Below are 22,932 nucleotides of genomic sequence, written 5' to 3'. Positions count from 1 at the left end.
CGGCCGGATAAGGCATTAGCCGCCATCCGGCAATGACAGCCAGAGGAGTTTGAATGAAAATTTCCCGCCTTGGAGAAGCCCCGGATTACCGCTTCTCACTGGCAAATGAGCGTACCTTTCTGGCGTGGATCCGTACCGCGCTGGGGTTTCTGGCGGCGGGCGTTGGTCTCGACCAACTGGCTCCGGATTTTGCCACGCCGGTAATTCGTGAGCTTTTGGCGCTGTTGCTATGCCTGTTTGCCGGTGGTCTGGCGATTTATGGCTACCTGCGCTGGCTGCGTAATGAGAGGGCGATGCGCCTGAAAGAGGATTTGCCCTATACCCATAGCCTGTTAATCATCAGTCTGATTTTGTTGATCGTCGCGGTGATTGTCATGGGACTGGTGCTGTATGCCGGATAGACGTAAGTCGCGACGTATCGCCGATCCGGGGTTACAACCGGAGCGAACATCGCTGGCCTGGTTTCGTACGCTTCTGGGTTATGGCGCGCTAATGGCGTTGGCGCTGAAGCACAACTGGCATCAGGCGGGCTTCCTGTTTTGGGTTTCAATTGTGGTGCTGGCGCTGGTGGCAATCGTTCTGTGGCGCTATACCCGCAGCCGTAATCTGATGGATGTTACGCATAGCGATTTTTCTGAATCTCGCGCGGTGCGTGACAAATTTATGATCTCCCTCGCGGTGTTATCCCTCGCAATACTGTTTGCTGTAACGCATGTCCGCCAACTTATTGCGTTTATCGGGAATTTAGCATGACAGGATGTCAGGTCATGGCCAAACCAGCCAGCTCTCGTTGTAACCTGGATTGTCGTTACTGTTTTTACATCGATAAACCTACTCAACCCGAAATGGATGACGCCACCTTAGAGACGTTTATTCGTCAGCATATCACCGCACAGCCGGGGGCTGACGTGATGTTCGCCTGGCAGGGCGGAGAGCCAACCCTCTGTGGCATCGACTTTTTTCGCCGCGTAGTGACGTTGCAAAAACAGTACGGGGAAGGGAAGAAAATCCATAACGCGTTCCAGACCAACGGGATTTTGCTCAACGACGAATGGTGTCAGTTTTTGCACGATAACGGCTGGCTGGTGGGGATTTCGTTGGATGGCCCCGCCGAGTTGCACGATGCTTATCGTGTTAACCGCAGCGGAAAACCGACTCACCATAAGGTGGTGGACGCCATTGCCAGGCTCCGTAAGCATCAGGTGGAGTTCAATCTGCTGGTAGTGGTTAATTTTCTGAACAGCCAGCGACCAGGACAGATGTATCGCTACCTTCGCCAGCTTGGCACGCCTTTTTTGCAGTTCATTCCGCTGGTTGAATATGATGAAGACGGCGAGCTTACCGCCGAATCCGTCCCGCCTCAGGCGTGGGGAACCTTCCTGAATTCCGTCTTTGATATCTGGGTCAGAGAAGATATTGGCCGCGTATTCGTCCAGTTATTTGATTCAACTCTGGGCGTATGGTGCGGACACCCGGCGCAGATGTGTTCGCTAAGCTCCACCTGCGGACATGCTTTTGCTCTGGAAGCGAATGGCGATTTGTATCAGTGCGATCACTATGTCCACCCAGATTTTCGCCTGGGTAATATTCATCGCACGTCGTTGAGTGAGCTCAACGCCAGCCCGAGGGCAGCGGCGTTTGGTCAGTCCAAGAGAACCACGCTGAGCGCGGAATGCCAGGCGTGTTCGCTATTACGCTTTTGCCATGGCGATTGTCCAAAGCATCGCGACAGCAGTGGAAAGAGTGCGATTTGCGGCGGATACAGCGCTTTCTTCAATCATACCGCGCCGCATATGCGCGTGATGCGTGACCTTCTGAAGCAACATCGCTCACCGATGGAACTGATGGCGATGCTGCGTTAAGTTCAGCGGCGTTTAACGTCCTTTGGCCAGATACTGCGCCATTTCGGCTTCCGGCACCATGCCGCCGCCGGTCGCCCACACCAGGTGGGTGGCGTTATTGAGCTGCTCCGCGCTGAAGCCATGCATTTGCTGATAGTCAGCAGAAGCGCAAACGTGCTGCGGACCGGCCATCCCGGCCAGCGCCGACGGCTCAAGGCGAATGCCTTCTTCCTGCGCCAGCCAGCCCAGCATGTCGTACATAGTCTGATCGTCCAGGGTGTACAGACCGTCGAGCAGACGTTCCATTGCCCGGCCAACAAAGCCGGACGCGCGGCCCACCGCCAGCCCATCTGCCGCTGTCAGGTTATCGATACCAATGTCCTGCACAGAAATCGTATCGTGCAGCCCGGTATAAATCCCCAGCAGCATGCACGGTGAATGGGTCGGTTCTGCGAAGAAGCAGTGCACGTTATCGCCGAATGCCAGCTTCAGGCCAAAAGCCACCCCGCCAGGCCCACCGCCGACGCCGCACGGCAGGTAAACAAACAGCGGATGGTCGGCATCCACCACGCGCCCCTGCTGCGCGAACTGCGCCTTCAGACGCTCGCCGGCGACCGCATAACCTAAAAACAACGTGCGGGAATTTTCATCATCGATAAAGAAACAGTTCGGATCGGATTGTGCCGCCTTACGGCCCTGCTCAACCGCCACGCCATAATCTTCTTCATACTCCACGACCGTCACGCCGTGGCTGCGCAGTTTGGCTTTTTTCCATGCGCGAGCGTCGGCAGACATATGAACCGTCACCTTAAAGCCGATACGGGCGCTCATAATGCCGATCGACATCCCAAGGTTGCCGGTGGAGCCTACGGCGATGCTGTACTGACTGAAGAACTGTTTAAACTCAGGCGAAAGCAGAATGCTGTAATCGTCTTGTGTGGTCAGCAGACCAGCCTCCAGCGCCAGTTTTTCCGCGTGGGTTAGCACTTCATAAATACCGCCACGCGCTTTAATTGAGCCGGAAATCGGTAGATGGCTGTCTTTCTTCAGCAGAATTTCGCCGTTGATGCGCTGCCCATACTCTTTTTCCAGCCGCTTTTGCATCGCCGGGATCGCGGCCAGTTCGGATTCGATAATGCCGCCGGTGGCTGCGGTTTCCGGGAATGCCTGCGCCAGATACGGCGCGAAGCGCGTCAGACGAGCGTGGGCATCCTGAACATCGTGCTCTGTCAGGCCAACATACGGTAAACCTTCCGCAAGAGAGGTAGTGCCAGGGTTAAACCAGGTCGTCTCCTTGAGAGCGACCAGATCTTCCACTAAAGGATGCTGGGCGATAAGTGTTTGAATGTTTTCCATAGTCAGTCTCTTTGCGCTTAGATAATAAAGGAAAGCAGGAATGTGCAAACCAGTGCAATAACGGACGCGATAAATGTCGCGGTCGTATAATATTTGAACGTCTCATTTAGGGTGGCGCCGCAGTACTGCTTCACCAGCCAGAAGAGGGAATCGGTGACGATCGTGCAGCCAATCGCGCCGGAACCGATGGCAATGGCGATGATCTCCGGGCTAACGTTGGGGTAGAGCGGCAGCATCGGGGCCACGATTGCCGTCGCACCCATCATCGCCACCGTGGCAGAGCCCACCGCAGCATGCAGGATTAACGCCACCAGCCAAGCCAGCAGAATCGGGTGCATATGCATGTTCGAGAGGATCAGCGCGAGAGTATCCGCCAGTCCGCTGCTCTTGAGGATAGCGTTGAATGCGCCGCCTGCGCCGATAATCAGCAAAATGTTAGCAATGGAGCCAAAACCGTTTTCGGTGTGGGTCAGCAGCGCACCCATGCCAATGTGCTGACGCAGGCCGAGAATGTAATAGGCCACGAAAACGGCAATAAACATCGCGGTGATCGGGTTACCAATAAACTCCAACAGCGTATAAACCGTGCTGCCTTTCGCCATGTTCAGCTCAGCGACGGTTTTTACCAGCATCAGGCCAATCGGCAGCAGTACGGTAAACAGCGTAGCGCCCAGCGATGGCAGCGTACTTTCGTCGCGCACCTTGAGGTCGGAAAACTCAGCCGGAACCGGTTTAAACGGCAGACGGTTACCGAGGAATTTCAGATACAGCGGACCGCCGATCAGCGAGGCCATTAAGCCCACCAGTAAGCCGTAGACAATCACGGTGCCAATGTCCGCGCCCAGCTTGTTCGCCACGAACAGGGCGGCTGGATGCGGCGGCACGACGCAGTGTACCGCCATCAGCGCTGTACATAACGGAATCGCCAGCTTCAGTAGCGAGGTATTGGTTTTTTTGGCAATTGAAAAGGCCAGAGGAATCAACAGCACTACGCCGACTTCAACAAACAGTGTGATCCCGCAAATCAGCCCGACCAGTACCATAATGACGTCAGCGGAAAGCCAGCGACAGCGCTGTAGCGTCAGGCCGATACGTTCGGCCGCGCCGGACACTTCCATCATTTTGCCAAGAATGGTCCCAAGGCCGATAACCGCGGCGAGGAAGCCCAGCGTACCGCCGATGCCACTCTCAATGGCATTGACCATATCCAGCGGCCCCATACCCATCATCGTACCCACGAAGAAGCTGGCTAACAGCAGCGCCAGAAACGGGTGGAATTTGAACTTCACGATGGTCAAAACGATTAACACGATGCTTATCAGCAGCGTGCTCACAACCCAGATTTGAGAGTGCATAACTCACCTTGCCCTGTGATTAATATAGGGTTATTGGACAAAAATAAGGCATGGTCTGACAAACGATATAAATCCCCTTTCACATGAGCCAGATTGCATCAATTAGGTGATTTACGTCTAATTACGTTTTGTTTATGCGATATGGTTCACCTTGATTCATCTTTGTGCTGATTTTTGCAGCGAACTTTTTTACACTCCGGCGAATGAATCAGGAGGACAGGAGGTGAACATGGATCCCTTACGCGAGGTCAGAAATCGGCTGCTCAACGGCTGGCAGTTGTCAAAGCTGTATACCTTTGAAGTGGCGGCCCGACATCAGTCGTTTGCGCTGGCGGCAGATGAGCTGTCACTAAGCCCCAGCGCTGTCAGCCATCGCATTAATCAGCTGGAAGATGAGCTGGGTATTCAGCTGTTTGTTCGTTCGCATCGTAAAGTGGAACTCACCCACGAGGGCAAGCGGGTGTTCTGGGCGCTGAAATCATCGCTGGATACGCTGAATCAGGAAATCCTTGATATTAAAAATCAGGAGTTGTCCGGGACCCTCACCGTCTACTCACGGCCTTCTATCGCTCAGTGCTGGCTGGTTCCGGCGCTCGGCGACTTTACCCGTCGCTATCCGTCGATTTCGCTGACCATGCTGACCGGGAACGACAACGTCAATCTGCAGCGTGCCGGGGTCGATCTGGCCATCTATTTTGACGACGCACCCTCCGCGCAGCTCACGCACCACTTCCTGATGGATGAAGAGATCCTGCCGGTATGCAGCCCGGACTACGCTCGCCGCCATGACCTTACCGGTTCGCTGGTGAATTTACCGCACTGTACGTTGCTGCATGACAGACAGGCGTGGAGTAACGACTCCGGGACCGATGAATGGCACAGTTGGGCGCAGCATTTTTCGGTGAATCTGCCGACATCGTCGGGAATTGGCTTCGATCGTTCTGATTTGGCGGTGATTGCGGCGATGAATCATATCGGCGTGGCGATGGGCCGAAAGCGGCTGGTGCAAAAACGCCTCGACAGTGGAGAGCTGGTTGCGCCTTTTGGCGATATGGCGCTGAAATGCCATCAGCACTACTACATCACCACCCTGCCAGGCAGACAGTGGCCGAAAATCGAGGCGTTTATTCGCTGGCTTCAGGAACAGGTTAAATAAGCAGGCCGCGAATATTTTTTACGCTTTCTCGCTACACGCAAAGTGAAAAAGCATGCTAAATACGTGATATCACTCCTGATGATTTGCGTAAGGACGACTGTGTTAAAGCCGATTGTTTCCCTTTTACTGTTAGCCAGCGCCACCGTGTGTGCCGCGCAACCTGTGCTGACCGCGGCGCAGTATGCGCAGCAGCTTGGCGTTGGGATGGACGTAGACTGGGCGCGCACCGATCGGGGTATCCGTGAATTCGATCCGCTGGTGGTGCGGGATTACAAGGCGAAAGGGTTAACCCACGTGCGCATTCGCGTGGCGGGAGAGCCTACGGAGGCGCGGCTTATACATCTGCGCAAGCTGGTGGAAGCCTGCGAGCAGTATGGCGTGATCCCGATAATTGCCTATCAGGCTGACGAATATAAAAAAGATCCCAGTACCGGTAACGAAAAAGAGGTGGTTAACTGGTGGGTGGCGGTGGCGCATTACTTTGGTCAAAGCTCGCCGTTACTGGGTTTCGACCTGATATACGAACCCTCTGATAAGCTCAACCATAATCAGGTGTCGCTCAATCGGGTGTATGACAAAACCATTCGTACTGTCCATGCCATCGACCCGCAGCGGATGATTTTTATCGCGCCGCGACTACGCGCCGCCCCGGAAGATTTGCCTGACCTGAAACTGCCGCCGCAAAGTCAGAATACCGTGCTGGCTCAATGGCATATTTTTCCGTGGGGGCCGCTGAAAAATAATGGTAAATATCCGTGGACCTCAGGCACAGCGGCAGAAAAGGCTGCTATTCGCGCCCGTATCAATACCGCCCTTCACTGGCAGCAGAAAACGGGTCATGTCAGTTGGGTGGGAGGCTGGTCGCCAGGAGAAACCATCAGGAACGTGCCTTCTGCCTCGCAAATGGCGTTTGCCCGATTTATGGCGTGCGAACTGAAAAAAGCGAAAATTCCCTATGCTATCAATGCGGATACGCAGTTTTATGATGGCGAGGAAGGCGCCTGGCGTCCGGCGCTGGAGCCGTTACTGACGACGATGATCGTGCCTGAATGCGAAAAGCCCGGCGATAAGCCGGGCCATCATACGCTTAAACCGCCTGCCCCTGATGCGACACGCGTGACGCCAGCGGAAGCCAGCAAACAAAAATCAACAGTCCCATAAGGGTCATCAGCAGGCCCAGACTGGCTTGCCCGGTCTGCGGCAGCATTGCAGAGAACCACGCCAGCACGCCGGAACCAATATTCTGTAATCCCCCAACCAGCGCACCGGCAGTGCCTGCCAGGAATGGGAAAGGCTCCATTGCGCCACTGGTTGCCAGCGGAAACAGCATCCCGGCACCGAAGAAAAATAGTGCGGCGGGAATCAGCAGCGTCCAGACGTTCATCACGTCAAACAGGCCCGGGATCCACATCATTAAACCGGCTACCAGACAGCAGATAACCGACTGCCACATCAGCGTCGAGAAACGCTTATTCGGGCGACCGGCGAACCAGGCGCCGAAAAATGCCGCCGGGATGGGCAGAATAAACAGGATACTGACCACCATGCTGCTTAAACCGAGCCTTGCGCCCAACAATACCCCGGAGCAGGCCTCGAAGACTGCAACGCCCGCCAGGCCGCCGATCAGCATCAGCACGTAACAGGTGAAAGAACTGTTACCAAACAGCGTTTTATAGCTGGCGATAAGGCGTGGACGCGGTGCGCCCGCAGGACGCGTTTCCGGCATCCAGCGCGCCATGCTAAACGTGACGCCCGCGCACAGAACCAGCAGGAAGATGTAACAGGCGCGCCAGTTCCACAGGGTATCCAGCATGCCGCCAATCAGCGGGGCCAGCAGTGGACTCACCAGAATCCCCATGTTTAACAAACTATTCGCGTGGCGCAGCTGCGTGCCTTCGTACAGATCGCGCGGTAAGGTTCGCGCCATTACACCGCCGACGCCTGTTCCCATGCCCTGGATTGCACTGGCGATAATCAGTACCGTCAGGCTGTGGGTGGTTATCGCGACCAGCGTGGCCAGCATGAAAATAGACATTCCGGCGAGGATCACCGGACGGCGGCCAACGCGATCGGAAAGTGGGCCGTAAAACAGTTGTGACAGGCCGTAGGTCAGCAGGTAGGCGGCCATTACGCTTTGCACCGCTCCTTCGCGAACGTTCAGTTCACGCGCCATATCAGCAATCGCGGGGATATAAATGGTTTGCGCCATCTGACCTACCGCCACCAGTAATACCAACATCAACAACAAATTGACGCTTCTATGCCTTTTCATTTCGCTGATTACTTTTAAAAAAGAGAAAAAAGAAGAATAAGGTGCTGTACTTTCCCGTAAATGCGCGTGGAATCTACCACAACAGAAAAAGAAGGCCAGATAGTGGGCTGGAATGTTTACGCGATGAACGGCAGGAAATGTAAACAAAAAGCGGCAACAAATGTTGCCGGATTGCATCGGCTTTACGGCGCGATCATGACAAGCGAAGTAAGACAGCGCCTACGGCAATACCGGCGGCCGCGACAAGGCGTATTCCGGCAACCTTTTCTTTCAGCAGCAGCCAGGCGAGTAGAGCACCAAACAGAATGGAGGTTTCACGCAGCGCTGCGACCACCGCCAACGGAGCCTGGGTCATGGCCCACAGCGCCAGACCGTAAGAACCCATCGTACCAATTCCACCCAGAATACCTTTCTTCCACTGCTGTACCAGATAGCGTGACGCTTCCCGGCGCCGGGCGATCATCGCCCAGCCCAGCAGACAGGAACCGTTCAGAAAGAAGGTCCACAGCGTATAACCGAGCGCGGTTTCTGATAAGCGTACGCCGGTGCCATCAACCAGCGTGTAACCGGCGATAAAGCAGGCGTTAATGAGCGCCAGTACGATCCCGCGTTGTGAGCTGCTGCGTCCGTTAAATGCCATGCCGAGAATGGCCAGACAGATCGTAGCAATCCCCACCCAGGCAAACACAGACAGGCTATCGCCAAGGAACAAGACGCTGATAATCGCAACCAGCAGCGGTGCTGTCCCACGCATCAGAGGATAGGTCTGACTCATATCCGAAACCTGATAGGTTTTGGCGACCAGGACCGTATACACCACTTGCAACGCGGTTGAGACGGCCAAAAACGGCAGGCTGGCGGCGGAAGGCTGAGGCGCGAAGGGTAAGCAGATCAATGCCATAATCGCCGCGGAGCCGCTGACGCCAATCGCCGAGTACAGTTTATCGTTTCCAGCTTTAACAATGGCATTCCAACTGGCATGCAGCAGCGCGGCAAACAGCAAAATGCAGAAAACAGAAAGCGTCATGGTGGCGTTCTTCCCTGAGAATGTCATAAAAACGTAACATATTGGCGCGAGACAAGCACCAGGGAGAAGGTGAAAGGGGAGCGGAGTGTTACCCGCTCCCCTTAGGTGCGACTTGAATCCGAATTACTTAACGTATTTCAGAACGGCATCAAGTAGTTGCAGTGCTGCAACAATGAGTTTGAGGATAAGAATAGCGATATCCACGAGGCTCATACGCTCTCCTTTTGGTACAAGGAGCACGGTGCTGACGTACCTCGCCGCTGCCTGTTGCCAGCACCTTTGTTGACATAACACAGTGTGCTCACACGGGGGTTAAGGCGCTGACGGCACCACCCGTTTCAGCCAGGACTTTGATGCGCCGGTTTACGATGCGGCCCCCCGCATAACACATTGCGTACCGAGACATTATAGATAAGTACTGTATAAATTAACAGTATTTTATAGACATTGTGCCATTCATGTTCCATACTCAAAACCATCAAAATTCGTGCCGAAATTGCGTGTTCTTCGCAGAACGCGTATACTTTTTCCGTTGACATAACACAGTGTGTTCGGCGGCTACCAACCGCACAGCGCTGAAAAAAACCTCGCTCCGGCGGGGTTTTTTGTTTTCCGACTCTGCACAGCGAAATGTGATCGTTGACGCATTTTTATGCAGATGAAAAATTTTCCATTGTCACGCTGAAAAACCTGTGTTTGTATAAATCCAGTTAATCAACAAACAGACAGGTCCCTAATGAACCCTTCCATGCTGACTGCGACCCTACTAAAAACTGCGCCATCTCGCGCAGCGGTCGTCGTGCGTGTGGTGGTGGTCGTCGGCAATGCGCCGTAGGGTCCGGATCAACACACGATTCCAAAACCCCGCCGGCGCAAACCGGGCGGGGTTTTTCGTTTAAGAGACCTGCCCGAAGCAAAGGCCCAGAATAAAAGGACTGGAGCATGGCAAGTTCGGGCATAACATCCAAGCGTACGCGTTTTACGGGCGCAGAATTCATCGTTCATTTCATGGAACGCCAGGGGATTCAGGTGGTCACCGGTATTCCTGGCGGATCGATTCTTCCCGTCTATGACGCCTTGAGCCAAAGCACGCAAATCCGTCATATCCTGGCGCGCCACGAGCAGGGCGCGGGGTTTATCGCGCAGGGGATGGCGAGAACCGATGGTAAACCCGCCGTCTGTATGGCCTGCAGCGGACCGGGCGCGACCAACCTGGTGACCGCCATTGCCGACGCGCGGCTGGATTCTATCCCGCTGGTGTGTATCACCGGGCAGGTTCCGGCCTCAATGATCGGGACCGACGCCTTCCAGGAGGTCGATACCTACGGCATCTCTATCCCCATCACCAAGCACAACTATCTGGTCCGCCATATCAGTGAATTACCGCAGGTCATGAGCGATGCGTTCCGCATTGCGCAGTCCGGCCGTCCGGGCCCGGTGTGGATAGACATTCCTAAGGATATTCAAACCGCCGTTTTTGAGATTGAAGAGATGCCGGAGCCCGCGCAGAAAATGGCGGCACCGGCGTTCAGCCAGGACAGCATTCGCGATGCCGCGGCCATGATTAACGCCGCACAGCGTCCGGTGCTGTATCTCGGCGGCGGCGTGATTAACGCGCCTGAGCGGGTTCGTGAACTGGCAGAAAAAGCCATGCTGCCCACCACCATGACCTTAATGGCGCTCGGTATGTTGCCGAAAGCGCATCCGCTGTCGTTAGGCATGTTAGGTATGCACGGCGCGCGCAGCACTAACTTTATTCTGCAAGAAGCGGACTTATTGATTGTTCTGGGCGCGCGTTTTGATGACCGGGCGATTGGTAAAACCGAGCAGTTCTGTCCGAACGCCAAAATCATCCACGTGGACATCGACCGCGCGGAGCTGGGTAAAATCAAACAGCCGCACGTGGCGATTCAGGCGGATGTCGATGAGGTTCTGGCGCAACTGATCCCATTAATTGACGCGCAGCCGCGAGAGTCGTGGCATCAAATGGTGGCCGATTTACAACGCGAATTCCCCTGCAGCATTCCGCAGGAAAGCGACCCGCTCAGCCACTATGGGCTGATCAACGCCGTAGCGGCCTGCGTGGATGACAATGCCATTATCACCACCGACGTAGGCCAGCATCAGATGTGGGCCGCACAGGCTTACCCGCTGAACCGTCCGCGTCAGTGGCTGACCTCCGGCGGTCTGGGAACCATGGGCTTTGGCCTGCCGGCGGCAATTGGCGCAGCGCTGGTCAACCCGGACAAAAAGGTGCTGTGCTTCTCCGGCGACGGTAGCCTGATGATGAATATTCAGGAAATGGCAACGGCCAGCGAAAATCAGCTGGATATTAAAATCATCCTGATGAATAACGAAGCGTTGGGTCTGGTGTATCAGCAGCAGAGTTTGTTCTATAAGCAGGGCGTTTTTGCGGCGACATATCCGGGGATGATTAACTTTATGCAGATAGCCGCCGGGTTTGGCCTCGAAACCTGCGATTTGAATAACGAAGCGGATCCACAGGCTGCGTTGCAGGAGATTATTAATCGCCCTGGACCTGCGCTGATCCACGTGCGCATCGATGCCGAAGAAAAAGTGTACCCGATGGTGCCGCCGGGTGCGGCAAACACAGAAATGGTGGGGGAATAAGCCATGCAACAGCAGACTCATGACAACGTAATCCTGGAACTCACCGTACGCAACCATCCGGGCGTAATGACCCACGTCTGCGGGCTGTTTGCCCGCCGCGCGTTCAACGTGGAAGGCATTCTCTGTCTACCGATTCAGGACAGCGACAAGAGCCGCATCTGGCTACTGGTCAATGACGATCAGCGTCTTGAGCAGATGATAAGCCAGATCGACAAGCTGGAAGATGTGGTGAAAGTGGCCCGCAACCAGTCCGACCCGTCGATGTTTAACAAAATCACGGTTTTCTTTGAGTGAGTTAGTCGCCGTCTGAATCCGGAGTGATGACTTTGACAGAACCGTTCCGGCAGTGGGTTGCGTAATCTGCCGGCAACGGGCGATCGCTTATCAGTACGTCAAAAGTGGAGAGCGGACCAATGCTGGCGGGAGCAACCTCATCAAACAGGGCGTGGCGCGTCAGCAGAATTTTGCGCAATCCGCGTTCCATCGCTTTGCGTTTGGTGGCCAGATCGTCCGGATTGAACCAGCTAACGCCGAAATGCTCATGGACTCCGCTGGCAGAGATAAACACTTTTCGTGGGTTGAGCGCATCCAGCGGAGAGGGATTGTTGGTGTCGTAAAAGGCATCACTTTTCGCCCGATAGGTGCCCCCGCAAAGAATCGCCGTGGCGTTGGGTTTTTCATTTAGCGCCACGAATACCCGGTGTGAGTAGCAAATTCCGGTAAAGGTAATATCGTCCGGGATCATGCTGATGACTAATGGCATTTCGGCACCATTATCAAAAAAGACCAGATCGTTTTCACTGACCAGTCCCGCGGCCAGAATGGCAACCGGTAAATCGTCGCGATGATACTGCTTTTGCACGGGGAGCGGAGCGTTAACGAGGGTGGCGGGCTTGTTCACCATCACGATGTAACCACCGAGTAGCGTAAGCGGCAATGGTTCGTCATCCTGGCTGAGATCCCGACGGATGGTCATCACGGAAACCTCCAGCATGCGCGCCGCCTCTTTCAGATGGATTCTGTCGGTCTTCTTCAACAATTCCATCAGACGTCGAATACGTTCTTTTTGCTTGGTTTCCATGCACAATCTCCACGAATCATGTTTTCATGTTCCTTCAGTAACATTTATGTGTTTCTGGGAACATGATATTGCTGCATTACTATACGTCTGACCATTGGGAAATAAAAGCGTGTTTTTACACGTTTTATTGATTATAAGCAGCGAGTTTTCAGTCAATTGTAAGCAAGTTAATCATTTTGAGTGTGATAGAGACGCAACATTTAGCATAATAAATAAACAATAAAATGATCATCCAATCGCGATCCTAGTCACAAATGATACGGAAGTAACATGATAATGTTATTTTAATATCATTGTTGTGTGATTGTTTCTGAGAGGTAGTAAAATGGATATCGCGGTTATTGGCTCCAACATGGTGGATCTCATCACCTACATCAACCAGATGCCCAAAGAAGGGGAAACGCTGGAAGCGCCCGCCTTTAAAATTGGTTGTGGCGGTAAAGGGGCAAATCAGGCCGTTGCGGCTGCTAAGCTCAATTCCAAAGTGCTGATGCTGACGAAAGTCGGTGATGATATTTTTGCGGATAACACCATTCGTAATCTCGAATCCTGGGGGATTAATACGACCTATGTCGAAAAGGTACCCTGCACCAGCAGTGGCGTTGCACCGATCTTTGTTAATGCAAACTCCAGCAACAGCATTCTGATTATTAAAGGCGCCAACAAGTTTCTCTCTCCGGAAGATATCGATCGCGCGGCGGAAGATCTGAAAAAGTGTCAACTTATTGTCCTGCAGTTGGAAGTACAGTTGGAAACGGTTTATCACGCGATTGAATTCGGTAAAAAACACGGTATTGAAGTGTTATTAAATCCCGCTCCTGCATTACGGGAATTAGATATGTCTTATGCCTGTAAATGCGATTTCTTCGTGCCAAATGAAACCGAGCTCGAAATATTAACCGGTATGCCGGTGGATACCTATGACCATATTCGCGCCGCGGCACGTTCTTTGGTCGATAAAGGTCTGAACAATATTATCGTCACCATGGGGGAGAAAGGTGCTCTGTGGATGACGCGTGACCAGGAAGTCCATGTCCCGGCGTTTAAAGTGAACGCTGTCGATACCAGTGGCGCAGGTGACGCTTTCATCGGTTGTTTTGCCCACTATTACGTTCAAAGCGGTGATGTCGAAGCCGCCATGAAAAAAGCCGCTCTCTTCGCTGCATTCAGCGTTACCGGGAAAGGCACTCAATCATCTTATCCAAGCATCGAACAATTTAATGAGTTTCTTACCTTAAACGAATAATACTCCTGCATTGTAAAAGGTAGCACTATGAACGATAAAAACATCATTCAGATGCCCGACGGCTATCTGAATAAGACGCCTCTGTTCCAGTTTATTTTGTTATCCTGTTTATTCCCTTTATGGGGATGCGCAGCCGCATTAAATGATATTCTGATTACGCAATTCAAAAGCGTATTTTCACTCAGCAACTTTGCTTCGGCATTAGTTCAGAGTGCCTTTTATGGCGGTTATTTTTTAATTGCGATTCCGGCATCTTTGGTGATTAAAAAGACCAGTTATAAAATCGCCATCTTAATGGGACTGACCCTTTATATTGTTGGCTGTACGCTCTTTTTCCCGGCATCGCACATGGCCACCTACACCATGTTCCTCGCGGCAATTTTTGCGATTGCGATTGGCCTGAGCTTCCTGGAAACCGCAGCCAACACCTACAGCTCCATGATTGGCCCAAAAGCGTATGCCACCCTGCGCCTGAACATCAGCCAGACCTTTTACCCCATTGGTGCAGCCGCCGGTATTCTGCTGGGTAAATATCTGGTCTTCTCTGAAGGCGAGAGTCTGGAAAAACAGATGGCTGGGATGAACGCGGAGCAGATCCACAACTTTAAAGTGTTGATGCTGGAAAATACCCTTGAGCCTTACAAGTACATGATTATGGTGCTGGTTGTGGTGATGGTGTTGTTCCTGCTGACCCGCTTCCCGACCTGTAAAGTCGCGCAAACGGCGAGTCATAAACGTCCGTCAGCGATGGATACGCTGCGTTATCTGGCCAGCAATGCCCGTTTCCGCCGTGGGATTGTGGCGCAGTTCCTGTACGTGGGGATGCAGGTCGCGGTGTGGTCATTTACCATCCGTCTGGCGCTGGAATTGGGCGATATCAACGAGCGCGACGCCTCAACCTTCATGGTCTATAGCTTTGCCTGCTTCTTTATCGGCAAGTTTATCGCCAACATATTGATGACACGCTTCAATCCGGAAAAAGTGCTGATCCTCTACTCCATCATTGGCGCACTGTTTCTGGTCTATGTTGCGCTGGCGCCAAGCTTCAGCGCCGTGTACGTTGCCGTACTGGTGAGCGTCCTGTTTGGACCCTGCTGGGCGACAATCTATGCCGGTACGCTGGATACCGTGGATAACGAACATACTGAAATGGCGGGAGCAGTCATTGTCATGGCGATTGTTGGTGCAGCGGTGGTTCCGGCAATTCAGGGCTATGTGGCCGATATGTTCCACTCGCTACAACTCTCGTTCCTGGTCTCCATGTTGTGCTTCGTGTACGTCGGTATCTACTTCTGGCGTGAAAGCAAAGTGCGCAATAACCTGGCTGAAGCGACTGTTTCCTGAGGAGAGCGATCATGACAACACGTATCACGCTGTGGCGGGAACTCTTTGCAGAGCATCCGCGAATCTTACTGAAGAATAGCGACTTCACGGTTACCGCATTTCGTTACGCCAGCGGTGTGGAAGGGCTGAAGGTAGAAAACAGTCGTGGACATCTGGTTATTCTGCCCTGGATGGGGCAGATGATCTGGGATGCTCAGTTTGACGGGCATGAACTGACCATGCGCAACATGTTCAGTCAGCCAAAACCGGCTGCGGAAGTGGTAGCGACATACGGCTGCTTTGCTTTCCACTCGGGTATATTGGCTAATGGCTGCCCTTCGCCAGAAGATTCTCACCCGTTGCATGGCGAAATGGCCTGTGCCGCGATGGATGAGGCCTGGCTGGAGCTGGAGGGAGAGAATTTGCGCGTGAGTGGACGCTACGAGTATGTGATGGGATTCGGTCATCATTATCAGGCGCATCCTGCGGTGATTATGCGCAAAGCGAGTGCGCTGTTTGATATTCAGATGGCGGTCACCAACCTCGCCTCAGTGGCAATGCCTTTACAGTATATGTGCCATATGAACTATGCCTACGTACCGGAAGCGACCTTCAGCCAGAATATCCCGGATGAAGCCATGAAGCTGCGTGAGTCGGTACCCGCGCATGTTAAACCTACCGAGCAGTGGCTGGCGTTTAATCAGCGGATCATCCAGGGCGAGGCCTCGCTGGGGCGCCTCAACGAGCCCGATTTTTACGATCCGGAAATCGTTTTCTTCGCTGACCAACTGGACCGATACACGGATAAGCCTGAATTTCGCATGATCGCACCTGATGGCACCACGTTCGTGACACGTTTCTCCAGCGCGGAGCTGAATTATGTCACCCGTTGGATCCTCTATAACGGCGATCAGCAGGTGGCAGCCTTCGCCCTACCTGCGACCTGTCGCCCTGAAGGCTTCCTGGCGGCACAGCGAAAAGGCACGTTGATTCAGCTAGAACCGCAGCACACCCGCACATTTACCGTCACAACTGGCATCGCCTGATCGCTCAAGGCTTAAACAGCAGCGCGTCGGAACACAAAATCCTTCAAGCTGCATAAGGCGGCAAGTCTGCTCACCTCAGAAGCTTACTCAAGTCAGTGACTGGGGTGAGCAGACCAAGCCAACGCAGAGGCTGCTTGAAGGATAAAGTGTATATCGTTAAGGTAAGCACGTTTTTTATCCCCCAGGACAGAACCCATGATCACCGTTGCCCTTATCGACGACCACACTATCGTCCGCTCCGGCTTTGCCCAGTTGCTGGGGCTGGAACCTGATTTGCAGGTTGTGGCTGAGTTCGGCTCAGGCAGCGAGGCGCTGGCGGGATTACCGGGACGTGGCGTGCAGGTATGTATCTGTGATATCTCGATGCCTGATATCTCCGGTCTTGAACTGTTAAGCCAGTTGCCAAAAGGGATGGCGATTATCATGCTCTCCGTCCACGACAGCCCGGCGCTGGTGGAGCAGGCGCTCAACGCGGGCGCGCGTGGTTTCCTTTCTAAACGCTGTAGCCCTGATGAGCTGATCGCGGCGGTGCATACCGTGGCGACCGGCGGCTGCTATTTGACGCCGGATATCGCCGTCAAACTGGCGGCTGGTCGTCAGGATCCGCTGACCAAACGCGAACGTCAGGTGGCGGAGAAACTGGCGCAAGGCATGGCGGTAAAAGAGATTGCCGCCGAACTGGGCCTGTCGCCGAAAACGGTGCACGTGCATCGCGCTAACCTGATGGAAAAACTGGGCGTTAGCAACGATGTCGAACTGGCCCGCCGGATGTTTGACGGCTGGCAATGAACACGCTCTGTTCCCGGTTAATCACCGTTGTTGCCTGCTTCTTTATCTTCTCTGCCGCGTGGTTCTGCTTGTGGAGTATCAGCCTGCACCTGGTTGAGCGCCCGGAGTTGGCGGTACTGCTGTTTCCGTTTGGCCTGCGTCTGGGGCTGATGCTGCAATGTCCACGCGGCTACTGGCCGGTGCTGCTGGGTGCGGAATGGCTGCTTCTTTTCTGGCTGGCGCAGGAAGTGGCGCTGGCTCACTTGCTACTTTTGATGATCGGGAGCTTCCTCACGTTACTCCCGGTGATGCTGATTTCGCGCTACCGCCATCAGCGCGACTGGCGCACGCTGCTGTTGCAGGGCGCGGCGCTGACGGCGGCGGCGTTGCTGCAATCGCTGCCCTGGCTTGGGCAAGGCGAAGAGGCGTGGAATGCCCTACTGCTGACGCTCACTGGTGGATTAACGCTGGCTCCGATCTGTCTGGTTTTCTGGCACTATCTTACCAGCACCACCTGGTTGCCGCTGGGCCCGGCGGTGGTGTCTCAGCCGGTGAACTGGCGCGGGCGGCATCTGGTCTGGTATCTGCTGCTGTTTAGCGTCAGCCTGTGGTTGCAGCTTGGCCTGCCCGATGAACTGTCGCGCTTCACGCCGTTTTGCCTCGCACTGCCGATCATTGCGCTCGCCTGGCACTACGGCTGGCAGGGAGCGCTGATTGCCACGTTAATGAACGCCATTGCGCTGATTGCCAGCCAGACCTGGCACGATCATCCCGTTGACCTGTTGCTCTCCCTGCTGGTGCAAAGCCTGACCGGGCTGCTGCTCGGCGCGGGGATCCAGCGTCTGCGCGAGCTTAACCAGTCGCTGCAAAACGAATTAGCGCGCAACCACCGTCTGGCTGAACGCCTGCTGGAGACCGAAGAGAGTGTGCGCCGGGATGTGGCGCGCGAACTGCACGATGATATCGGTCAGACCATCACCGCCATTCGCACCCAGGCGGGCATTGTTCAGCGGCTGGCGCCGGAAAACGCAGGGGTGAAGCGCAGCGGGGCGCATATCGAACAACTTTCTCTTGGCGTGTACGATTCGGTGCGTCGTCTGTTGGGTCGTCTGCGTCCGCGCCAGTTGGATGATCTCACGCTGGAACAAGCCATCCGCTCATTGATGCGTGAAATGGAGCTGGAAAGCCGCGGCATCGTCAGCCACCTTGACTGGCGAATTGACGAATCTGTACTCAGCGAAAGTCAGCGGGTGACGCTGTTTCGCGTTTGTCAGGAAGGGCTGAACAACATCGTTAAGCACGCCAACGCCAGCGCGGTGACGCTTCAGGGCTGGCAGCAGGATGAACGGCTGATGCTGGTGATTGAGGACGACGGCAGCGGCCTGCCGCCGGGGTCGAATCAGCAGGGATTTGGCCTCACCGGGATGCGTGAACGTATTACCGCCCTCGGGGGATCGCTCTCGATTTCCTGTACGCACGGCACGCGGGTCAGCGTGTCGTTACCCCAGCGTTATGTGTAAGGAGCGGTCATGTTTTCGTTTTTAAAAGCCCCAGTCAGCGCGCCGCTCATCACCGATAAGCGTGAAGTGGATGCCCTCTACCGCTACTGGCGGCGGCATATTCTGACCACTATCTGGCTCGGCTACGCGCTGTTCTATTTCACACGCAAGAGCTTCAACGCCGCCGTACCGGATATCCTCACCAGCGGCGTGCTGACCCGCAGCGACATTGGTCTGCTGGCGACGCTGTTTTACATCACCTACGGCCTGTCGAAGTTTGTTTCCGGTATCGTCAGTGACCGTTCCAACGCCCGTTATTTTATGGGGTTTGGGCTTATCGCCACCGGCGTGGTGAACATTCTGTTTGGCTTCTCCACCTCGCTCTGGGCTTTTGCGGTGCTCTGGGCGCTGAACGCCTTTTTCCAGGGCTGGGGGTCGCCGGTCTGCGCGCGTTTATTGACCGCGTGGTATTCGCGTACCGAACGCGGCGGCTGGTGGGCGCTGTGGAATACTGCGCACAATGTTGGCGGGGCGCTGATCCCTATCGTGATGGCGGCGACGGCGCTGCACTACGGCTGGCGTGCCGGGATGATGATCGCCGGGCTGCTGGCGATTGTAGTGGGGATTTTTCTCTGCTGGCGGCTGCGCGACAGGCCGCAGGCGATTGGTCTGCCGCCGATTGGCGACTGGCGCCATGATGAGCTGGAAATCGCCCAGCAGCAGGAAGGCGCAGGGCTGAGCCGTAAAGAGATCCTCACCCGCTATGTATTGCTGAATCCCTATATCTGGCTGCTGTCGTTGTGTTACGTGCTGGTGTACGTCGTCCGCGCTGCGATCAACGACTGGGGCAATCTGTATATGTCGGAGACGCTCGGCGTGGATCTGGTGACCGCCAATACCGCCGTGACCATGTTCGAATTGGGCGGATTTATCGGCGCGCTGGTCGCAGGCTGGGGCTCGGACAAACTGTTTAACGGCAACCGCGGTCCAATGAACCTGATTTTTGCTGCCGGAATTTTGCTCTCCGTGGGCTCGTTGTGGCTGATGCCGTTCGCCAGTTACGTGATGCAGGCGGCGTGCTTCTTCACCACCGGATTCTTCGTCTTCGGTCCGCAAATGCTGATCGGCATGGCGGCGGCGGAGTGCTCGCACAAAGAGGCAGCGGGCGCGGCAACCGGATTTGTCGGGCTGTTTGCCTATCTGGGGGCATCGCTTTCCGGCTGGCCGCTGGCGAAGGTGATGGAGGTCTGGCACTGGACCGGATTCTTTGTGGTGATCGCCATTGCGGCGGGGATTTCCGCGCTGCTGCTGCTGCCGTTTTTGAACGCCCAGGTTCCACGCGAACTCAACGAAGCGTGATGCACCTCACCTTTTTGCCCTGAGTAGGGCAAAACTAAGAAATTTTCCCGGTTTCACCTGGACGCTGTCTCAGGCGCGTCTCCCGGCTGATTTTTACAATGCCTGCCATTCGCAGGTATAAAAATTAGCTCGGGAGTGTCAAATGCTGGCCTTTCTAAACCAGGTACGCAAGCCGACCCTGGATCTGCCGCTCGATGTGCGGCGCAAAATGTGGTTCAAACCGTTCATGCAGTCCTATCTGGTGGTCTTTATTGGCTACCTGACCATGTATCTGATCCGCAAAAACTTCAACATCGCGCAGAATGACATGATCTCCACCTACGGGCTGAGCATGACGCAGCTGGGGATGATTGGCCTGGGCTTCTCCATCACCTACGGCGTGGGTAAAACGCTGGTTTCCTACTACGCCGACGGCAAAAATACCAAGCAGTTCCTGCCGTTTATGCTGATCCTCTCCGCCATCTGTATGCTCGGCTTCAGCGCCAGCATGGGGGCGGGTTCAACCAGCCTGTTCCTGATGATCGCCTTCTACGCGCTGAGCGGTTTTTTCCAGAGTACCGGTGGCTCGTGTAGCTATTCCACCATCACCAAATGGACGCCGCGTCGCAAGCGGGGTTCTTACCTCGGTATGTGGAATATCTCCCATAACCTCGGTGGTGCGGGTGCGGCTGGCGTGGCGCTGTTTGGCGCCAACTATCTGTTCGACGGTCACGTCATTGGTATGTTTATCTTCCCGTCGATTATCGCCCTGATTGTCGGCTTTATCGGCCTGCGCTACGGCAGCGACTCCCCGGAGTCTTATGGCCTCGGTAAAGCTGAAGAGCTGTTCGGCGAGGAGATAAGCGAAGAGGACAAAGAGACTGAAGAAAATGAGATGACCAAATGGCAGATCTTTGTTGAATACGTGCTGAAAAACAAAGTGATCTGGCTGCTGTGCTTCTCCAACATTTTCCTGTACGTGGTGCGTATCGGTATCGACCAGTGGTCCACTGTCTACGCTTTCCAGGAGCTGAAGCTCTCCAAAGAGGTGGCGATTCAGGGCTTTACCCTGTTTGAAGTGGGCGCGTTGGTCGGCACGTTACTGTGGGGTTGGCTTTCTGACCTGGCTAACGGTCGTCGTGCGCTGGTAGCCTGCGTGGCGCTGGCGTTGATTATCGCAACTCTGGGCGTTTATCAGCACGCCAGCAACCAGTATGTCTATCTGGCTTCGCTGTTTGCGCTGGGCTTCCTGGTGTTCGGTCCTCAGCTGTTAATCGGCGTTGCAGCCGTCGGATTCGTACCGAAAAAAGCGATCGGCGCAGCCGATGGGATTAAAGGCACCTTCGCATATCTGATTGGTGACAGCTTCGCCAAGCTGGGTCTGGGGATGATTGCCGACGGCACGCCGATTTTCGGTCTGACCGGCTGGGCGGGCACGTTCGCCACGCTGGATACCGCCGCCATCGGTTGTATCTGCCTGATGGCCATCGTGGCCGTGTTTGAAGAACGTAAAATTCGCCGCGAGAAAAAAATTCAACAATTGAAAGTCGCTTAAGTTAAGTGTGCATTGGTAACTTTTGCCCGCCTGAATGGCGGGCTTTTTTATGCCGCGGATCCATCCTGAATCGCGTTGATACGTTCAGTCGTCGACAGAGAGGAATTTGCCGTTATGATGGGCATCCTGTCTGGTAATGGATGTGCGCATGATTTGGATAATGCTGGCCACATTGGTCGTTGTTTTTGTAGTGGGTTTTCGGGTGTTGACGTCCGGATCTCGACGGGCAATTCGCCGTCTGAGCGAGCGACTGAATATTGATGTTGTGCCGGTAGAGTCGATGATCGATCAGATGGGAAAAGTACAGGGTGAGGCTTTTTTACAGTACCTCCACCGCCCAGATGAATCGCATCTGCAAAATGCTGCCCAGGTGTTGTTGATCTGGCAAATCGTTATTGTCGACGGCAGTGAGTCGAATCTGCTGCAATGGCACCGTTGGCTGCAAAAAGCCCGATTGGCCACGCCGATTACTGATGCACAGGTGCGTCTGGCGCTCGGTTTTCTGCGCGAAATAGAGCCGGATATGCAGGAGTTTAATGCGTTTCAGATGCGCTATAACGCCTTTTTCCAGCCCGAAGATGGCGTGCACTGGCTACACTGACAGTCATGCCTGTTGGCGAATTAATTGTGCAAATATAAATTGATTTAATAGCTAATGGGCTATAATTTACCTATAGCTTATTAGCTATGAGGGATCGTTGATGTGGGAAGTGGAAACAACGGATGTTTTCGATAAATGGTTTGACGTACAGACCGAGGCGCTCAAGGAAGATATGCTCGCAGCGATGATGATTTTATCCGAGTATGGTCCTCAGTTAGGCAGGCCGTTTGCTGATACGGTAAATGCTTCTGCTTTTTCAAATATGAAAGAGTTGCGAGTGCAGCATCAGGGCAACCCGATTCGGGCGTTCTTCGTGTTTGATCCTTCTCGCCATGGCATCGTGTTATGCGCTGGCGATAAAACAGGGTTAAACGAGAAGAAATTCTATAAAGAGATGATCAGGCTTGCTGACGCTGAGTACCGAAATCACCTTAATAAGTAAGGAAAATTATGGCGACGCTTAAAGAATTGATGGCGAAACAAAGCCCGGAAAGCCAGGAGCGCATTGCTGAAAAAGTAGAAGTGCTACGTCAGGTGATTGCGTTAAATATGTTACGGGAAGAACTGAATCTCTCTCAGGCGGAACTTGCCTCGGCAATGGGCGTTAAGCAGCCAACAATCGCAAAAATGGAACAGGCGGATAACGATCCTCGTCTGTCGACGCTTAAGCGTTATGTCACGGCGTTAGGTGGCGAACTGAGCATTGATGTTAAGTTACCGACAGGTAAAAGAGTCGCGTTTCATCTTTAAAAATCCGTGTGGCCTGGATTTTGTGTTAGATGAAAGTAGTTGCCAAAACGTTAAATGCGTCACAAATTTAGTGTTACACTGCGTAAC

Annotated in this window: 24 protein-coding genes; 18 read left to right on the top strand and 6 right to left on the bottom strand. The window is 54.2% G+C overall.

Going from position 1 to position 22,932, the window contains the following annotated elements; all coding sequences use genetic code 11:
• Window positions 1-53 precede the first annotated feature (53 nt).
• From OGV65_RS13460 to OGV65_RS13450, 3 genes are read left to right on the top strand one after another with little or no spacing between them, the layout of a single operon-like run.
• Window positions 54-401 carry a YidH family protein gene (locus OGV65_RS13460; RefSeq protein WP_016155059.1) on the top strand — a complete coding sequence of 116 codons (348 nt, stop codon included), beginning with the start codon at window positions 54-56 and terminating at the stop codon, window positions 399-401.
• On the top strand, window positions 391-753 hold the full coding sequence (locus tag OGV65_RS13455) for a DUF202 domain-containing protein (RefSeq protein WP_200046784.1): 363 nt from the start codon (window positions 391-393) through the stop codon (window positions 751-753). The genes OGV65_RS13460 and OGV65_RS13455 overlap by 11 nt, the downstream gene beginning before the upstream one ends.
• On the top strand, window positions 750-1,862 hold the full coding sequence (locus OGV65_RS13450) for an anaerobic sulfatase maturase (RefSeq protein WP_286455050.1): 1,113 nt from the start codon (window positions 750-752) through the stop codon (window positions 1,860-1,862). Before OGV65_RS13455 ends, OGV65_RS13450 begins: the two co-directional genes overlap by 4 nt.
• A 12-nt stretch (window positions 1,863-1,874) precedes the next feature.
• On the opposite strand, the gene dsdA is transcribed toward OGV65_RS13450, so the two are convergent.
• Together dsdA and dsdX are read right to left on the bottom strand one after the other, a co-directional pair.
• A complete protein-coding gene (dsdA, locus tag OGV65_RS13445) occupies window positions 1,875-3,197 on the bottom strand; it encodes a D-serine ammonia-lyase (protein ID WP_094168871.1) in 1,323 nt (440 codons plus the stop codon).
• 17 nt (window positions 3,198-3,214) lie between these two features.
• A complete protein-coding gene (dsdX, locus tag OGV65_RS13440; RefSeq protein WP_016157809.1) occupies window positions 3,215-4,552 on the bottom strand; it encodes a D-serine transporter DsdX in 1,338 nt (445 codons plus the stop codon).
• Window positions 4,553-4,781: 229 nt separating this feature from the next.
• Here dsdX and dsdC point away from each other — a divergent pair, with 229 nt between their 5' ends.
• Together dsdC and OGV65_RS13430 are read left to right on the top strand one after the other, a co-directional pair.
• Window positions 4,782-5,708 carry a DNA-binding transcriptional regulator DsdC gene (gene dsdC, locus OGV65_RS13435; protein WP_016155054.1) on the top strand — a complete coding sequence of 309 codons (927 nt, stop codon included), beginning with the start codon at window positions 4,782-4,784 and terminating at the stop codon, window positions 5,706-5,708.
• Window positions 5,709-5,786: 78 nt separating this feature from the next.
• Window positions 5,787-6,869, top strand: a complete 1,083-nt coding sequence (locus tag OGV65_RS13430) for a cellulase family glycosylhydrolase (RefSeq protein ID WP_200046786.1) — start codon at window positions 5,787-5,789, stop codon at window positions 6,867-6,869.
• Here the strand turns inward: OGV65_RS13430 and emrD are convergent.
• From emrD to tisB, 3 genes are all read right to left on the bottom strand, one after another.
• The gene (gene emrD, locus OGV65_RS13425; protein ID WP_046276195.1) at window positions 6,796-7,980 is read right to left on the bottom strand and encodes a multidrug efflux MFS transporter EmrD; all 1,185 of its coding nucleotides are present in this window, start codon (window positions 7,978-7,980) and stop codon (window positions 6,796-6,798) included. The genes OGV65_RS13430 and emrD overlap by 74 nt on opposite strands.
• 193 nt (window positions 7,981-8,173) lie before the next feature.
• Window positions 8,174-9,007: an EamA family transporter gene (locus OGV65_RS13420; protein WP_016157806.1), complete on the bottom strand. Its 834-nt coding sequence runs from the start codon at window positions 9,005-9,007 to the stop codon at window positions 8,174-8,176.
• A gap of 123 nt (window positions 9,008-9,130) precedes the next feature.
• Window positions 9,131-9,220 (bottom strand): type I toxin-antitoxin system toxin TisB, encoded by a 90-nt coding sequence (tisB, locus tag OGV65_RS13415; RefSeq protein WP_003023909.1) that lies wholly within the window; start codon window positions 9,218-9,220, stop codon window positions 9,131-9,133.
• A gap of 523 nt (window positions 9,221-9,743) precedes the next feature.
• Here tisB and ivbL point away from each other — a divergent pair.
• The 3 genes from ivbL (at window position 9,744) to ilvN (ending at window position 11,932) form a co-directional block, all read left to right on the top strand.
• The gene (gene ivbL, locus OGV65_RS13410; protein WP_003827118.1) at window positions 9,744-9,842 is read left to right on the top strand and encodes an ilvB operon leader peptide IvbL; all 99 of its coding nucleotides are present in this window, start codon (window positions 9,744-9,746) and stop codon (window positions 9,840-9,842) included.
• 107 nt (window positions 9,843-9,949) lie between these two features.
• Window positions 9,950-11,638: an acetolactate synthase large subunit gene (gene ilvB, locus OGV65_RS13405; RefSeq protein ID WP_016155049.1), complete on the top strand. Its 1,689-nt coding sequence runs from the start codon at window positions 9,950-9,952 to the stop codon at window positions 11,636-11,638.
• A 3-nt stretch (window positions 11,639-11,641) separates the two neighbouring features.
• Entirely contained in the window at window positions 11,642-11,932 is a 291-nt protein-coding gene (ilvN, locus tag OGV65_RS13400) for an acetolactate synthase small subunit (RefSeq protein ID WP_003023914.1), read from the top strand.
• Window position 11,933: 1 nt separating this feature from the next.
• Here ilvN and OGV65_RS13395 read toward each other — a convergent pair whose 3' ends face one another.
• On the bottom strand, window positions 11,934-12,719 hold the full coding sequence (locus OGV65_RS13395) for a DeoR family transcriptional regulator (RefSeq protein ID WP_181221021.1): 786 nt from the start codon (window positions 12,717-12,719) through the stop codon (window positions 11,934-11,936).
• Window positions 12,720-13,044: 325 nt separating this feature from the next.
• On the opposite strand from OGV65_RS13395, the gene rbsK reads away from it, so the two are divergent.
• The 10 genes from rbsK (at window position 13,045) to OGV65_RS13345 (ending at window position 22,845) form a co-directional block, all read left to right on the top strand.
• The gene (gene rbsK / locus OGV65_RS13390) at window positions 13,045-13,965 is read left to right on the top strand and encodes a ribokinase (RefSeq protein ID WP_003827124.1); all 921 of its coding nucleotides are present in this window, start codon (window positions 13,045-13,047) and stop codon (window positions 13,963-13,965) included.
• A 27-nt stretch (window positions 13,966-13,992) separates the two neighbouring features.
• Entirely contained in the window at window positions 13,993-15,309 is a 1,317-nt protein-coding gene (gene fucP / locus OGV65_RS13385; RefSeq protein ID WP_003023919.1) for an L-fucose:H+ symporter permease, read from the top strand.
• Window positions 15,310-15,320: 11 nt separating this feature from the next.
• Window positions 15,321-16,334 (top strand): aldose 1-epimerase family protein, encoded by a 1,014-nt coding sequence (locus OGV65_RS13380; protein ID WP_016157804.1) that lies wholly within the window; start codon window positions 15,321-15,323, stop codon window positions 16,332-16,334.
• 195 nt (window positions 16,335-16,529) lie between these two features.
• Window positions 16,530-17,123: a response regulator transcription factor UhpA gene (gene uhpA / locus OGV65_RS13375; protein ID WP_016155044.1), complete on the top strand. Its 594-nt coding sequence runs from the start codon at window positions 16,530-16,532 to the stop codon at window positions 17,121-17,123.
• A complete protein-coding gene (uhpB, locus tag OGV65_RS13370) occupies window positions 17,120-18,622 on the top strand; it encodes a signal transduction histidine-protein kinase/phosphatase UhpB (RefSeq protein ID WP_131405451.1) in 1,503 nt (500 codons plus the stop codon). Before uhpA ends, uhpB begins: the two co-directional genes overlap by 4 nt.
• 9 nt (window positions 18,623-18,631) lie before the next feature.
• Window positions 18,632-19,960: an MFS transporter gene (locus OGV65_RS13365; RefSeq protein WP_210591282.1), complete on the top strand. Its 1,329-nt coding sequence runs from the start codon at window positions 18,632-18,634 to the stop codon at window positions 19,958-19,960.
• Window positions 19,961-20,102: 142 nt separating this feature from the next.
• Window positions 20,103-21,494, top strand: coding sequence for a hexose-6-phosphate:phosphate antiporter UhpT (gene uhpT, locus OGV65_RS13360; protein WP_286455047.1), 1,392 nt, complete (start codon window positions 20,103-20,105; stop codon window positions 21,492-21,494).
• A 148-nt stretch (window positions 21,495-21,642) separates the two neighbouring features.
• On the top strand, window positions 21,643-22,095 hold the full coding sequence (locus OGV65_RS13355) for a DUF1198 family protein (protein WP_016157801.1): 453 nt from the start codon (window positions 21,643-21,645) through the stop codon (window positions 22,093-22,095).
• Window positions 22,096-22,195: 100 nt separating this feature from the next.
• Window positions 22,196-22,537 carry a type II toxin-antitoxin system RelE/ParE family toxin gene (locus tag OGV65_RS13350; protein WP_016157800.1) on the top strand — a complete coding sequence of 114 codons (342 nt, stop codon included), beginning with the start codon at window positions 22,196-22,198 and terminating at the stop codon, window positions 22,535-22,537.
• 8 nt (window positions 22,538-22,545) lie between these two features.
• Window positions 22,546-22,845 carry a helix-turn-helix domain-containing protein gene (locus OGV65_RS13345; protein WP_016157799.1) on the top strand — a complete coding sequence of 100 codons (300 nt, stop codon included), beginning with the start codon at window positions 22,546-22,548 and terminating at the stop codon, window positions 22,843-22,845.
• Window positions 22,846-22,932: the final 87 nt, after the last annotated feature.

Origin of the sequence: Citrobacter sp. Cb004, assembly GCF_030337065.1 — a bacterium.
Taxonomy (GTDB): Bacteria; Pseudomonadota; Gammaproteobacteria; order Enterobacterales; family Enterobacteriaceae; genus Citrobacter; species Citrobacter braakii.
The sequence above is the reverse complement of the archived record's forward strand: the minus strand, read 5'-3'. Positions and strand labels throughout refer to the sequence as shown.

Excerpts from the sequence above, each read along its gene's own strand:
- dsdC (WP_016155054.1), top strand. The coding sequence starts at position 4,782 with ATGGATCCCTTACGCGAGGTCAGAAATCGGCTGCTCAACGGCTGGCAG.
- uhpT (WP_286455047.1), top strand. The coding sequence starts at position 20,103 with ATGCTGGCCTTTCTAAACCAGGTACGCAAGCCGACCCTGGATCTGCCG.
- emrD (WP_046276195.1), bottom strand. The coding sequence starts at position 7,980 with ATGAAAAGGCATAGAAGCGTCAATTTGTTGTTGATGTTGGTATTACTG.
- uhpA (WP_016155044.1), top strand. The coding sequence starts at position 16,530 with ATGATCACCGTTGCCCTTATCGACGACCACACTATCGTCCGCTCCGGC.
- OGV65_RS13430 (WP_200046786.1), top strand. The coding sequence starts at position 5,787 with ATGATTTGCGTAAGGACGACTGTGTTAAAGCCGATTGTTTCCCTTTTA.
- OGV65_RS13355 (WP_016157801.1), top strand. The coding sequence starts at position 21,643 with ATGATTTGGATAATGCTGGCCACATTGGTCGTTGTTTTTGTAGTGGGT.
- dsdA (WP_094168871.1), bottom strand. The coding sequence starts at position 3,197 with ATGGAAAACATTCAAACACTTATCGCCCAGCATCCTTTAGTGGAAGAT.
- ivbL (WP_003827118.1), top strand. The coding sequence starts at position 9,744 with ATGAACCCTTCCATGCTGACTGCGACCCTACTAAAAACTGCGCCATCT.
- OGV65_RS13395 (WP_181221021.1), bottom strand. The coding sequence starts at position 12,719 with ATGGAAACCAAGCAAAAAGAACGTATTCGACGTCTGATGGAATTGTTG.
- OGV65_RS13460 (WP_016155059.1), top strand. The coding sequence starts at position 54 with ATGAAAATTTCCCGCCTTGGAGAAGCCCCGGATTACCGCTTCTCACTG.
- uhpB (WP_131405451.1), top strand. The coding sequence starts at position 17,120 with ATGAACACGCTCTGTTCCCGGTTAATCACCGTTGTTGCCTGCTTCTTT.
- tisB (WP_003023909.1), bottom strand. The coding sequence starts at position 9,220 with ATGAGCCTCGTGGATATCGCTATTCTTATCCTCAAACTCATTGTTGCA.
- ilvN (WP_003023914.1), top strand. The coding sequence starts at position 11,642 with ATGCAACAGCAGACTCATGACAACGTAATCCTGGAACTCACCGTACGC.
- rbsK (WP_003827124.1), top strand. The coding sequence starts at position 13,045 with ATGGATATCGCGGTTATTGGCTCCAACATGGTGGATCTCATCACCTAC.
- OGV65_RS13450 (WP_286455050.1), top strand. The coding sequence starts at position 750 with ATGACAGGATGTCAGGTCATGGCCAAACCAGCCAGCTCTCGTTGTAAC.
- OGV65_RS13345 (WP_016157799.1), top strand. The coding sequence starts at position 22,546 with ATGGCGACGCTTAAAGAATTGATGGCGAAACAAAGCCCGGAAAGCCAG.
- dsdX (WP_016157809.1), bottom strand. The coding sequence starts at position 4,552 with ATGCACTCTCAAATCTGGGTTGTGAGCACGCTGCTGATAAGCATCGTG.
- ilvB (WP_016155049.1), top strand. The coding sequence starts at position 9,950 with ATGGCAAGTTCGGGCATAACATCCAAGCGTACGCGTTTTACGGGCGCA.
- fucP (WP_003023919.1), top strand. The coding sequence starts at position 13,993 with ATGAACGATAAAAACATCATTCAGATGCCCGACGGCTATCTGAATAAG.
- OGV65_RS13350 (WP_016157800.1), top strand. The coding sequence starts at position 22,196 with ATGTGGGAAGTGGAAACAACGGATGTTTTCGATAAATGGTTTGACGTA.
- OGV65_RS13380 (WP_016157804.1), top strand. The coding sequence starts at position 15,321 with ATGACAACACGTATCACGCTGTGGCGGGAACTCTTTGCAGAGCATCCG.
- OGV65_RS13365 (WP_210591282.1), top strand. The coding sequence starts at position 18,632 with ATGTTTTCGTTTTTAAAAGCCCCAGTCAGCGCGCCGCTCATCACCGAT.
- OGV65_RS13420 (WP_016157806.1), bottom strand. The coding sequence starts at position 9,007 with ATGACGCTTTCTGTTTTCTGCATTTTGCTGTTTGCCGCGCTGCTGCAT.
- OGV65_RS13455 (WP_200046784.1), top strand. The coding sequence starts at position 391 with ATGCCGGATAGACGTAAGTCGCGACGTATCGCCGATCCGGGGTTACAA.